The 12475-nt window shown below is 42.1% G+C and carries 9 protein-coding genes and 4 tRNA genes; 6 read left to right on the forward strand and 7 right to left on the reverse strand.

Annotated features, from left to right (window positions below):
- The first annotated feature begins 386 nt into the window (after positions 1–386).
- Complete coding sequence (locus tag QZ019_RS01215; RefSeq protein WP_294567433.1) at positions 387–2438, forward strand: DEAD/DEAH box helicase; 2052 nt, start codon at positions 387–389, stop codon at positions 2436–2438.
- A gap of 235 nt (positions 2439–2673) precedes the next feature.
- Here QZ019_RS01215 and QZ019_RS01220 read toward each other — a convergent pair whose 3' ends face one another.
- The 5 genes from QZ019_RS01220 to dacB all read right to left on the reverse strand — a co-directional run bounded on the left by QZ019_RS01220 (position 2674) and on the right by dacB (position 8494).
- Positions 2674–4035, reverse strand: coding sequence for an RsmB/NOP family class I SAM-dependent RNA methyltransferase (locus QZ019_RS01220; protein WP_294567435.1), 1362 nt, complete (start codon positions 4033–4035; stop codon positions 2674–2676).
- Positions 4022–4534, reverse strand: a complete 513-nt coding sequence (locus QZ019_RS01225) for a DUF4357 domain-containing protein (protein WP_294567437.1) — start codon at positions 4532–4534, stop codon at positions 4022–4024. Before QZ019_RS01225 ends, QZ019_RS01220 begins: the two co-directional genes overlap by 14 nt.
- A 164-nt stretch (positions 4535–4698) precedes the next feature.
- Entirely contained in the window at positions 4699–5913 is a 1215-nt protein-coding gene (locus tag QZ019_RS01230; RefSeq protein ID WP_294567439.1) for a pyridoxal phosphate-dependent aminotransferase, read from the reverse strand.
- Between the two features lie 114 nt (positions 5914–6027).
- A complete protein-coding gene (locus QZ019_RS01235) occupies positions 6028–6987 on the reverse strand; it encodes an amidohydrolase family protein (RefSeq protein ID WP_295481778.1) in 960 nt (319 codons plus the stop codon).
- Positions 6988–7018: 31 nt separating this feature from the next.
- Positions 7019–8494 (reverse strand): D-alanyl-D-alanine carboxypeptidase/D-alanyl-D-alanine-endopeptidase, encoded by a 1476-nt coding sequence (dacB, locus tag QZ019_RS01240; RefSeq protein ID WP_295481779.1) that lies wholly within the window; start codon positions 8492–8494, stop codon positions 7019–7021.
- Between the two features lie 163 nt (positions 8495–8657).
- On the opposite strand from dacB, the gene fabV reads away from it, so the two are divergent.
- Positions 8658–9854: an enoyl-ACP reductase FabV gene (gene fabV, locus QZ019_RS01245; protein ID WP_295481781.1), complete on the forward strand. Its 1197-nt coding sequence runs from the start codon at positions 8658–8660 to the stop codon at positions 9852–9854.
- 78 nt (positions 9855–9932) lie between these two features.
- Here fabV and folD read toward each other — a convergent pair whose 3' ends face one another.
- Together folD and QZ019_RS01255 are read right to left on the reverse strand one after the other, a co-directional pair.
- On the reverse strand, positions 9933–10787 hold the full coding sequence (gene folD / locus QZ019_RS01250) for a bifunctional methylenetetrahydrofolate dehydrogenase/methenyltetrahydrofolate cyclohydrolase FolD (protein WP_294567447.1): 855 nt from the start codon (positions 10785–10787) through the stop codon (positions 9933–9935).
- A gap of 36 nt (positions 10788–10823) precedes the next feature.
- The gene (locus QZ019_RS01255; RefSeq protein WP_294567449.1) at positions 10824–11651 is read right to left on the reverse strand and encodes a sulfite exporter TauE/SafE family protein; all 828 of its coding nucleotides are present in this window, start codon (positions 11649–11651) and stop codon (positions 10824–10826) included.
- A 215-nt stretch (positions 11652–11866) separates the two neighbouring features.
- Here QZ019_RS01255 and QZ019_RS01260 point away from each other — a divergent pair.
- The 4 genes from QZ019_RS01260 (at position 11867) to QZ019_RS01275 (ending at position 12253) form a co-directional block, all read left to right on the forward strand.
- Positions 11867–11943: transfer RNA gene (locus tag QZ019_RS01260), tRNA-Pro, on the forward strand.
- Positions 11944–11955: 12 nt separating this feature from the next.
- Positions 11956–12032 (forward strand) — tRNA-Arg (locus QZ019_RS01265).
- 35 nt (positions 12033–12067) lie between these two features.
- A tRNA-His gene (locus QZ019_RS01270) sits at positions 12068–12143 on the forward strand.
- A 26-nt stretch (positions 12144–12169) separates the two neighbouring features.
- Positions 12170–12253 (forward strand) — tRNA-Leu (locus QZ019_RS01275).
- Positions 12254–12475 lie beyond the last annotated feature (222 nt).

Genomic DNA, 12475 nt, shown 5'->3' on the forward strand with positions numbered 1-12475 from the left:
TGAATTTAATGAATATATTTTTTCAAAATAAAATATTTTTGAATGATTTTGGTGCATATGATTTTTTGCAAAATTATATGTTTTTGTAAAAAATGATTTTTGTAAAAGCATCATGATTTGCAAAAATTACGTAAGTTGTTGGCAAAAAATGATTTAGGCTTTTGGGTAAAGTCCGTAAAAAGTGTGAGAAGAATCAAGTTTTGCATGTATAATATGTGCGTTTTTATGCGGTGTCCGGGTGCGCAGGGGTTGCGGGCCGTTCCGAGAGTATCTTTTGGTAAGAGTTTTTTGCGCGAATTTAATCTGTATAAACGGATAAGTAGACAGATAGGGCGTAGGAAAGTTAGGTGTGGGGGATGCCGCTTTGTATCTTTTAGGAGAAATTAATGACTGAAATCGTCAATAATGATGAAATCAAAGAAGTAGAGAACAGTGAGGGTATCACTGTTTCCGTTGGGGCTGATGAGAGCTTGCTGCTTAAAGAAAGTGAAGAACAAAATGATGAACAAGTTGCTGTTGAAGAAGAAAAAGAGCCTGAGTTAATCTCTTTTGATTCTTTACAGTTAAGCCCATTAGTTTTACAGGCAATTAAAGATTTAGGCTTTGAAAGTCCGACTCCTATTCAGGAACGTGCTATTCCGGTAATGATGTCAGGTGATGACATGATAGGTCAGGCACAGACCGGTACCGGAAAAACCGCAGCTTTCGCCTTGCCGATCCTTTCAAAACTTGAACCTGAAAATAAGAATATTTTTGCCTTGGTATTGGAACCTACTCGCGAGCTTGCTTTGCAGGTAGCTGAATCTTTCCAAGCTTTTGCCCGCCACATCGAGGATTTCCACGTCGTTCCTATTTACGGCGGCGCATCATATGACAATCAAATAAGATCGATTCGTCATGGAGCACAGGTTGTAGTTGCAACTCCCGGTCGTCTTATCGATTTAATCGAACGCGGTAAAATCGATTTATCAAGTGTTTCTTATATGGTTATCGATGAAGCTGATGAAATGTTGCGCATGGGCTTTATCGATGACGTCGATTGGATTTTGAATCATACTCCGGCCGAGCGCCATACTGCATTGTTCTCTGCAACTATGCCTGAAGCAATTCGCCGCATCGCTCGCGATCATTTAAATACTCCGGTTGAAGTACGCATCGAATCAAAGACCACCACTGCAACTACCGTTCATCAACGTTACTGGGTTGTTTCAGGTGTACATAAGATTGACGCTATGACCCGTATTCTTGAAGTAGAGCCGTATGATGCCGTGCTGGTTTTCGTAAGAACTAAAACCGATGCCGAAGATGTTGCCAATAAGCTTATGGCCCGTGGTATGGCTTGTGCTGCTTTGCACGGTGATATTCCGCAGCGTCAGCGCGAGAAGATCATCGAACGCTTGAAGAACGGATCTCTTGATATCATTATCGCAACTGATGTCGCAGCTCGCGGTTTGGACGTTGATCGCATTACCCATGTTTTCAACTACGACATTCCTTATGATGCCGAATCTTATGTCCATCGTATCGGCCGTACCGGTCGTGCCGGTCGTCAGGGTGAGGCTATTTTATTTGTTTCGCCTCGCGAACGCCGTGCATTACGTCAGATTGAACGTGTAACCCGTCAGCGTATTGAGCCGATGCGTATGCCTACCGTTGCCGATGTCAATAAGCGTCGTCTTGAGAATTTCCGCAATCAGATCCTTGAGACTATTGAGGCCGGCGAACTCGGAATGTACCTTGAAGTCGTTTCCGATATTCTTTCTGATGATTCAATTGAGCCTGAAATGCTTGCGGCTGCTCTTGCCAAGATGGCACAGCGCGGCAACGCATTGCTGCTTGATGAAACCGGTCCTGAGCCTGAGATGCGTACTTTTGATGATCGTCATGAAAGAAGAGAGCGTCGTTTGCCGTCAGCAGAGCCTGTACCTCTTCGCGATTTCCCGGATATGAAGATGGTGCGCTATCGTTTGGCTGTAGGTCATCGTGACGGAGTTAAGCCAGGTCAGATCGTCGGAGCTATTGCTAACGAAGCGGATATGGACAGCAAATATATCGGTGAGATTTCAATTTTTGATTCATTCTCAACCGTTGATTTGCCTGAGGGAATGCCTGAGGAAACTAAACGCGTATTGGCAGCTGCAAGAGTCTGCGGACGTGCTCTTGATTTAAGAGAGTATACTGCCGAGCCGCCTCGTCGTCGCCCGCCGCGTCACTTTGATGCTCCGCGTCGTGAGGATTTTGCTGATGAAGGCGAATATCGTCATGAGCCCGGTGATATTAACGGTAATAGCATTGATTATGATCCGCGCCGCTCACGTCGTGATTTCCGTCCGCGTCGTAATGACTATGATCGCCGTTCTTCATTCAATCTTGACTTTAATCGCCCGCGTCGTAACGGCGGTATGCGCCGCAACGGTTTCCGCCGCGACGGCTTTTAAGCGTTAAAGGATTAAAGTAAGTAAAATTTGTAAAAACAATCCCGGATCTTGAAAATAAGATTCGGGATTTTTCTTTGTTTTAAAGCTTATTTTACTTTTTAGGAAAATGAAACGGCAGGGTGGATGACCTGCCGTATCCCTTAATTTAATGATGATCGAGATCGCTGCTGGAGAAGGGACTCGAACTCTTACACCTAATAAATTGGTACGTAAATACGGTGCTTATCGGCAAGAGTTAAGCTTTTCTTATAATCTTTGCCATATAAAAGCCGTCAAATCCCTCTGACGGATACAAAGTTTTATCCTCCAAAAGTTCAAAAGCTCCGTTGCTTTTTGCAATGAACTCTTTGACTTGCAGCTCGTTTTCTGACGGTAGAATCGAGCAGGTAGAATAAACTACGATACCTCCGACTTTAACCATTTGTGCATAGCGGCTTAAAATATCCTGCTGAATTTTTTTCAGTTCAATAATTCTTGGTCGTAAATCGCGCCATTTTGAGTCTGGGGTGCGGCGCAGTACGCCAAGACCTGAACAAGGGGCGTCAATAAGTACGCGATCGGCATGATCGTAAAGACGCTTTATAACTTTAGTTGAGTCAATAACGCGGGTTTCAATGTTAAAAGCACCGGCGCGGCGGGAACGCTTTTTAAGATCGTCAAGTTTCCATCCTTCGGTATCTAAAGCGATAATAACGCCTTTATTTTCCATTATTGCGGCAAGCTGCAGGGTTTTACCGCCTGAGCCTGCACAAGCGTCGATTACGCGCATACCGGGTTTTGCATCAAGGAAAGGAGGAATTAATTGAGATCCTGCGTCCTGTTGTTCAAAAAGACCTTCTTTAAATGCCGAGGTTCTGAATAATGCGGCATTTGAGGTGACTTCTAACGCTGAGTACACGCCTTTGACGGGACGGGTAACAACCCCTTCTTCCGATAAAACGTGACCTAAATTTTCACGAGTTGTTTTAAGTGCGTTAGCGCGGATGTAACGTGACGGCTCTTTTGCTAAAGCTTTGCGCTCTTGAGGCCATTTATCGCCAAGCTCTTTTGAGCATAATTCGTTAAGCCAAATCGGGCAGCCTTCATTTAAAAGTTCGTCTTCTTTGGCAATTTTTATACGCTCTTTAAGCCCGGCTCTATCAAAACCTTCTGCGTCAATGTCGGGTAATGGCCATTCCTGTTCGGCGCAATACGCAAGAATTAACCAATTTATATGTCTTGATAAATCGGATGGACGCTTTAGGCAGCAAACTATGGCATAAAAAGATAAACGTCTGAACATGGCGTTTATCTGCTTAATTAAAAATCCCTGTTCAAGAGCTTGAATTTTAACCTTGGCAAACCAATAGGCATAAGCTTTATCAAGAGGTTTCCCGTCAACTAAGACAGAACTTAGAATACTTTGAATAAGACGGATCTGAAAAGGTGAAAAACCAAGACGCTTTACGGTCGTATCCTTAAAAGGGCGATCATGCATGGTTTTCTTATCACCGTTTTTATTGAAAAAACGCTGACGCGGTTTGTTCGCAGTTTTACCGGCATTTGCTTTACTGTTAATGCGCGGAGCTGATCTCTTATTAAAATCACGCTTTTCCATTTTTTAATCCTTTTTTATTTTTACGGGCTACGGTACCGAATCCTGAATGTTTTAACGAAAATCCTTCACGATTTATCCACACGTCAAGACCGTTTCTGACATTTCCCGCAACCACGGCAGCGGCGCTGCTGGCACTTGAAAACTCCACATCGGAGGTAAACACGAAACAATTGTTTTCTCTATCAAGTTCAAGTTTGCCGTTATCTTTTAACTGCTCTCTTAATTCAGTGATATTAGAAGGCAATGATTTGACGCAGATAAGCGCTGCTTTTGAGCCTTTTAATATGACGAAACTCGGTTTAAAACGGCGTCCGCTAGGATAGCCTTGAGCGGTTATGTGCTTTGCCGTCATGGTGTAAATTTCATGACCGGATAGAGAGGCGGTATTTTTCACCATGCTCTTTAGTCCGACGAAAGCCTCGTACGTATCAATAGGGATCACCGCATGAGTCTTTATGCCGTTACGGTCATATAAAAAATAAATATCTTTGCTATTCATGATTTTTGTTATTGTTTTTAAAGCTCGGCAAGCTTAGCAGTCTTAGTTTGGGAATACAAGCAAAATATCTTGTTATTTTGATATTTTATCAAAATGCCGTAATAAAAATACCCGTAAAGGGTAAATAGATTGCGGGGAAGTCTTGGTTTCCCCCGCAGTGCTTATTATTGATGATAATTCTTGAGGAAGCGCTCTAATCGATCGCAGGCATCGTTAATTACTTCGACCGTGGGCAGGAATACGATGCGGAAATGATCGGGAGCAGGCCAATTAAAGCCGGTTCCTTGAACGATAAGCATCTTTTCCTGACGCAACAAGTCAAGACAGAATTTTTGATCATCTTTTATGTTATAGCGCTTGATATCAATTTTAGGGAACATATATAAAGCGCCGTGAGGCTTAACTACTGAAATACCTTCTATGGCATTTAAGCGGTTATACAGAGCCTCTCTCTGCCGATGCAGTCTGCCGCCCGGAACGATGAGTTCATTAATGCTCTGGTAGCCGCCAAGCGCCGTTTGAATGGCATGCTGTAGCGGAACGTTAGCGCAAAGACGCATGGCCATCATCATTTTGATGCCGTCGATAAAACCTTTGGCGCGGGCTTTTGGTCCTGTAATCATCATCCATCCCTGTCTGAAGCCGCAGGCACGGTAGACTTTGGATAAGCCGTTATAGGTAATGATGGTGACATCGTCGCATAAAGTGCAAATACTGCGATGAGCGACATCATCATAAAGAATTTTGTCGTAAATTTCGTCAGCCATGATGATTAGATCGTGACGGCGGGCGATATCAATTAAACCTTGTAAAAGCTCAGTACTGTATACGGCACCTGTAGGATTGTTCGGATTGATGATCACGATTCCGCGGGTTCTCGGGGTGATTTTCTTTTCAATATCCTGTAAATCAGGGAACCAGTCGGCTTGTTCGTCACACATGTAATGTACCGGTTTTCCTCCGGCCAATGACACGGCGGCTGTCCACAACGGATAGTCAGGTGCGGGTACTAAGATTTCATCACCGTTATTAAGTAATGCGGTCATGGTCATGGTGATGAGTTCGGAAACTCCGTTACCGATAAAAACGTCTTCAACGTCTACGTGCTTTAAGCCTTTTTGCTGATAGTATTGAGCAATGGCTTTACGGGCGGAGAAAATTCCGTTTGACTCACAATATCCTTGGCTTACCGGAATATTTCTTATAACGTCGCGAATAACCTCTTCAGGGGCTTCAAAGCCGAATGCAGCCATGTTGCCGATATTAAGTTTCAGAATACGAACGCCTTCGTCTTCCATGCGGCAAGCTTCTTGATGGATTTTTCCGCGGATGTCATAGCAAACATTGTCAAGCTTATGTGATTTTTCAATAAGTTTCATAATTAATCGGCTCTAAGTTCAGAATGAGTGCTATCCATTGTAGCACTCAAAAAGAGTGTTGATTATCATTTTTCTAATAAAGCGTTTTTGTAAAGATTACATGAAAAAGCTTATTTAATGAGATGAAAATAATTTTTCAGCGTTTTTGTACAAAATTTGTTCTTTGTATGGCGCTAAATCTTTTCTATCAAGCATGATAAGCAGTTTGTTTAAATTGCTTTTTACAAGTGCTGCCGGTGTAAAAGGGAAATCGGCTCCGTACATGATTTTGTCAGGTGCGGTTATGGTTAAAAGCCAATCTAGAAGATGAGGAGCGGGATTTCCGGATAAGTCAAAATACAGCTTTGCTACGCTTTTTTTGATATCAACATCCTGCATCAGTCCTTTAGGGATCAGAATTTTTGAAAGACCGTCAAAGCGATCATAGATATTGGGGAGAAACGATCCGCAGTGAGGAATGATCCAGGAAATTTTAGGATAGCGCAGAATTACCCCGTTGCTTATCAAATTTAAGATCGCGCGGGTAGTATCGGCTAAAAACTCGTACAAAGGAACGGGACCTGAGGTGAAAATTCCTTCTTTTATCGGCTCGGGACGGTGTGGATGAATATTGCAGATTGTGCATCTTTGATTAAGCTCTGCCATTAAAGGGTTAAGTTCTTTAGCTCCCAAATATAAACCTCTGCTGTTGCTTGCAAACTTAACGCCGTCGGCTTTTAAAACATCAAGTGCATAAATAGCTTCATCAATTGCAGCTTCAATATTAGGAAGCGGCAGACAAGCTTGAAATTTAAAACGCTTGGGATATTTGGTTTTAACTTCAGCCATGCTTTCGTTTAAATGACGGCACATTTTTACCGCTTCTTCATCAAAACCTGCAAAATACGGCTGTGGAGAGGAAACGGAAAGTAAAGTCCATTCAATATTGCATTCATCCATAAGTGCAAGATGTTCTTGCACTTTCCACGTAGGTAAGGGAAAACCGTCTTCTAAAGAAGCTCCGTGGCGTTCAATCAGCTTTAAATACTCAGGTGTCGTGAAGTGAGAGTGAATATCAATAATTTTATTTATCATTATCTAATCCTTATGTTTTTTTTATACTAATTTATTTAAATGATAATATTTTTTCATTATAAATATCTGTTATTACAGACTTTTCAAACTCATAATGCGGTGACTTTTTCTTTAGCTGATTTATTTCCTCACGCAAATCCTGGGGATAGGTGAGGGAGTTTTCCAAAATTACAAAAGGGATCAATTTATTGTTTTTGCTTTTGATAAATCCGGCAAGATTAGAGACATTCTGTAATGAACCGGTTTTTGCTATGACTGCGCCTTTTAACTGACTTCCTTTAACCGACGGACGGTATTTTAAAGTACCGCTTATACCGGATTTGGGTAATATAGCGATGAGATTTAAGGTTGAATCATGATCTTTAATATAAGTTAAGACATCAAAAAGATTTTTGGCAGATAAAAGGTTATGGGATGAAAGTCCGGAACCGTCTACCATATATGCGTTTTTAAGATTGATTCCTGCTTTTTCTTTTAATATTGATCGAATTGCGGTAACTGCATCCTGATAAGATCCTGCGCGTTTGAAATATTCAAAACCGACGGTTTTGGCTATGGAGTCGGCATAAAGGTTATCGGATTTTTGCAGCATTACTTTTACAAGATTGTAAAGCCGCGGGGAATTTATCACAGCATAAGGAGTAAAGCCTGCTTTATTTTGCTTTGTGACGCTGATCCCGCCGGATACGCTTAAATTAAGATTTTTTAAAATTTTTGCTGTCCAATCTATTCCCCAGGATTTCGGATCGTTTACTGCAAAGAGTAGCGGATAGGGGGTATCTTTTTTAAGCTTAGGGATACAGCCGCTTAAATGGTAAGAATTAGATCCTAGAATATCGGCCTCAAGAGTGCATTTATCTCTAAAATCACCAGCTTTTACCGTAATGGCTTCTGAAGATACATTGATAGGATTGCGGTTTAAAATTTCAACTTTAGCACGGTTGCCTACAGATGAAGGCTTAAGTCTGCAGCCTGCGCAGTTGTGATTTATGATAAGCGCAGATGACGGAGCGGTAAAACATACCGGCAGATCACTTGCCGACCAGCCGTCGGCACGATCTTTTCCGGTAAAGCGGCTTATGTCTAAAAGAACTTTGCCTTTGATGTGCTTTACTCCCTGATCTTTGAGACTCTTAAATAAAGAAGAAAGATTTTCTGAAGTAAAAAATGGATCGCCCGTAAACTTTATTTTGATGTCCCCGACTAATGTTCCGTTTGCTGAAATTTTAAGTTTACCGTTGGCATGACTTTGTTTACTTATATAAAGAGCTGTTTTGAAAGTATAGTCAGGACCTAAATATAAAAGAGACGCAAGAGCCGTAAGCAGTTTTTGGGTGGAAGCTGGATGCATGTAAGCATTGTAATTTATACCGTGAATTTTGTTATTTAATGAATAGATAACGCTTACCGACGATCCTTCAAGCGGTTTGGCCGCATGCGCTTTAACGCCTGTGCTTATGCATAAAGCACTAATGAGCGCTGCAAAAAATAATTTATATTTTTTCAAGATGTTAGTCCTAATTAATATTTTTTAATTAATGTGCAAGCTTACAACAAATATGGGGAATATTTTCATTTTGTGTCGTATCTCATTAAGAGAAATTAAGCCTCGAGCTTTGTAATTTTGTATAATTGCGTCAAAACCTTAAAGCGTTTTGGAGATTTTTTTAATGATTATTGAACCTAAAGTACGCGGTTTTATTTGCGTAACCACTCATCCTACAGGTTGTGAAGCCAATGTTAAACAGCAGATTGATTATGTAAAATCTCAGGGCAAAATTGAAAACGGTCCTAAAAAAGTTTTAGTAATCGGTGCATCTACCGGTTACGGCTTAGCCTCACGTATCAGTGCGGCATTTGGTGCCGGAGCTGCTACTTTAGGTGTGTTCTTTGAAAAACCGGGAACTGAAAAGCGTCCCGGATCTGCAGGCTGGTATAACACTGCAGCATTTACCAAGTTTGCAAAAGAAGAAGGCTTATATGCTAAAAACATAAACGGTGATGCTTTCTCCGATGCTTGCCGAGAAAAGGCCATTGAAATCATTAAAGCCGATTTGGGCCAGGTTGATATGGTCGTTTACTCTCTTGCAGCACCGGTTCGCAAGATGCCCGATACCGGCGAGGTTGTCCGTTCTTCATTAAAGCCTATCGGCAAGGCATATACCTCAACTGCCATTGATACCAATCGCGATACCATTATTGAGTCAACTGTCGAGCCTGCTACTCCTGAAGAAATTGAAAATACCGTTAAGGTTATGGGCGGACAGGACTGGGAATTATGGATTAAGGCTTTAGCTGGTGCCGGCGTTTTAGCTGAAGGCTGCAAGACCGTAGCTTACAGCTATATCGGAACTGAAATTACATGGCCGATTTACTGGCACGGCGCTTTAGGCAAAGCTAAAGAAGATTTGGATAGAGCAGCTGCTGCAAATCGTCAGGTTTTAGCCAAGGTTAACGGTGATGCCCGTGTGGCCGTATTAAAGTCAGTTGTAACCCAGGCTTCTTCGGCTATTCCGGTTATGCCTTTATATATTGCTATTTGCTTTAGAGTAATGAGAGACGCCGGAACTTATGAATCCGTGATTGCTCATATTTATCGTATGTTTGCAAAATCTTTATACGGTAAAGACGCTGAGCTTGATAACGAAGGCCGCGTACGTATGGATTCTTGGGAGCTTGATCCTAAGATTCAGGACAAGTGTAAAGAATTGTGGCCGACCATTACTACTGAAAACTTAAAACAGCTTACTGATTATGAGGATTATAAGCATCAGTTCTTGGAGTTGTTTGGCTTTGAGATTGACGGTGTTGACTATTCTAAGGATGTAAGCCCGGTAGTGGATTTTGATGTTGTAAATATGATTTAACAAAAAGCGCGGAAGTCGCCGCGCCTTTTAGTTAACTGTAAAGATCCTGCTTAACTTTAACGTTAGCAGGATTTTTTGTTATTTGATGTGTTCAAAATATGCTTGAACCGTATTTTCCATCAATGTAGCAACAGTCATAGGACCGACTCCGCCCGGAACCGGGGTTATGTATGATGCTCGTTCCTTGGCATTGTCAAAATCAACATCACCGCATAATTTACCGTTTTCAAGACGGTTAATGCCGACATCAATTACGATTGCGTTTTCTTTAATCCAATCACCGGGAATAAAGTGGGGTTTTCCGACGGCGACGATTAACAGATCCGCATCTTCAACGAAATGACGCAGATTTTTAGTAAAGCGGTGAGTTACGGTTACAGTACTGCCGGCATATAAGAGCTCAAGCGCCATAGGGCGGCCGACAATATTTGAAGCGCCGACTATAACAGCGTTCATGCCTTTTAACTCACAATTAATGCTTTTTAGCATTGTGATGACTCCCTTTGGAGTGCAGGCGCGAAGTGCAGGAATGCGCTGAGTAAGGCGTCCTACGTTGTAGGGATGGAAACCGTCAACGTCTTTTTCCGGCAGAATTTTTTCAATAACGCGTCTTTCATCAAGTCCGTCAGGAAGCGGAAATTGTACGAGAATGCCGTCAATTCGTTCATCCTGATTACACTTTTCAATAATTTTTTCAAGCTCTTCTTGAGTGGTGGTATCAGGGAGATCAAAAGGGAAAGATTCAATTCCTATTTCTTCGCAGGCTTTTCTCTTGTTGCGGACATAGACTTCCGAAGCGGGATTGTTTCCGACTAAGATTACGGCAAGACCCGGTTTTCTGTTGCCGTTTGCAATACTTGCGTCTACTTTATCTTTTAAAGATAAACGCAAGTTTTTAGCAATTTGTTTGCCGTCAATAAGCTTAGCTGGCATGTTGTTAGATCTCCTACATAAATATAAGCATGTGTATTATATAGCGCTTAAAAGCATTCTTACACTGACGATAAAAAGTGCCACGGCAAAAATTCTTTTTAAAGTGGCAGGTTTGATGTTTTTACCAAAGCGTACTCCGTAAGGGGCGGCAAGTACGGATAAAGGAATAACGCATAAAGCTCCTAACATATTGACTAAGCCGAAGGTTCCAATCGGAGCGTTTGGCGGAGTATGACCTGACAGAATAAGAATAATAGCGCCGGGTACGCAGACAAACAAAGAAACGGCAGAAGATGTACCGATTGCCTTGTGAGGTTCTACCGAGCAGGCATTTAAAATTGGTACGGTAAGAGTACCGCCGCCGATTCCGAGCATTACGGAGAAGCAGGATATACAGAAGGCTATGATGTTTTGGAAAAATTGGCGCGGTAAAGATTTGAATGCAGGTTTTGCATTGGCGCGGAATAATGTGTTGATGCTGTTTAAAATCATTACGCTGCCAAAAAGAATGGCAAGCCATTGCCCGCCGTAGAATGCGGAAATCACAGAGCCGACGACAACACCGCATAACATACCTAAAGACCAGCGCTTTATTATATGCATGTCGGTATTGCCCCGTCGATACTGCGAAATTGCCGCTGAAATTGAGGTGGGGATCATGCACATCAAAGAGGTGCCGGTGGCTAGTACCATGGCAAGATTAGGATCTACTTTAAGTACGCTTATAAAGACGAAATATAAAGCTGGGACAAAAATAACTCCGCCGCCGATGCCGAGAAGTCCGGCCAAAAATCCGGCAATTGAACCGCAGACAGCCAAAACGCCTACGGTAAAAATTAATTCACTTACATCCAAACCTAGCATATATGCATCCTTTCTTATACTGTGATCACAGCCATGGAATTTTAGCGAAAAATTCTTTTTTCGGCATACTTTTTTGTAATTTGTCTCGTGAAAAATAACCTCTTGTTTAAAGCTTTACAGATGAATTGTTAAGCTAAAGAAAAAAAGTTCAAAAAATTGTTGACTTGCAAAATAAAGGCCTGTAGAATTTGCCCCCGTTGATTGCTAATAAACATCGGTGATTAGCGCAGTCTGGTAGCGCACTTCGTTCGGGACGAAGGGGTCACAGGTTCAAGTCCTGTATCACCGACCATGGCAATAAGAAGTGCCCTTAGCTCAGTTGGATAGAGCAACAGCCTTCTAAGCTGTGGGTCGAAGGTTCGACTCCTTCAGGGCACGCCAGTGTCTTGAATTTAGCATCACGCATTTCTGTTACGGTGGCTGTAGCTCAGTTGGCAGAGTCCTGGATTGTGATTCCAGTTGTCGTGGGTTCGAGCCCCACTAGCCACCCCATCCTAACGAAATCCATCACACTTCTTGCGGGAGTGGCGAAATTGGTAGACGCACCAGATTTAGGTTCTGGCGCCTTCGGTGTAAGAGTTCGAGTCTCTTCTCCCGCACCACTAAAACAGCGTTTAAAAAATTTCATTGTTCTTTTTTTAACTAAAAAAGTATTTGAATTTGTTTTGGTGAGTCGATTTTGAGGTTAGGAAGGATAAACTTGGAATATTAGACGCTTAAAACGGCTTTTCTATCTTGTTTTTTTCTTGTTTTTTTGGTATAAATACAGCGCTTTTATTCCATAGATTAAAAGCGGTTTTGGCAAGGCGTAACCTTGTTGAGAT

It is taken from the genome of uncultured Succinatimonas sp., from assembly GCF_905203285.1.
Classification (GTDB): Bacteria; Pseudomonadota; Gammaproteobacteria; order Enterobacterales; family Succinivibrionaceae; genus Succinatimonas.

What these genes read in the sequence shown, in the direction of transcription:
- QZ019_RS01225 (WP_294567437.1), bottom strand. Translation starts at nt 4,534, where the DNA reads ATGAATAGCAAAGATATTTATTTTTTATATGACCGTAACGGCATAAAG.
- QZ019_RS01235 (WP_295481778.1), bottom strand. Translation starts at nt 6,987, where the DNA reads ATGATAAATAAAATTATTGATATTCACTCTCACTTCACGACACCTGAG.
- QZ019_RS01215 (WP_294567433.1), top strand. Translation starts at nt 387, where the DNA reads ATGACTGAAATCGTCAATAATGATGAAATCAAAGAAGTAGAGAACAGT.
- QZ019_RS01255 (WP_294567449.1), bottom strand. Translation starts at nt 11,651, where the DNA reads ATGCTAGGTTTGGATGTAAGTGAATTAATTTTTACCGTAGGCGTTTTG.
- fabV (WP_295481781.1), top strand. Translation starts at nt 8,658, where the DNA reads ATGATTATTGAACCTAAAGTACGCGGTTTTATTTGCGTAACCACTCAT.
- QZ019_RS01220 (WP_294567435.1), bottom strand. Translation starts at nt 4,035, where the DNA reads ATGGAAAAGCGTGATTTTAATAAGAGATCAGCTCCGCGCATTAACAGT.
- QZ019_RS01230 (WP_294567439.1), bottom strand. Translation starts at nt 5,913, where the DNA reads ATGAAACTTATTGAAAAATCACATAAGCTTGACAATGTTTGCTATGAC.
- folD (WP_294567447.1), bottom strand. Translation starts at nt 10,787, where the DNA reads ATGCCAGCTAAGCTTATTGACGGCAAACAAATTGCTAAAAACTTGCGT.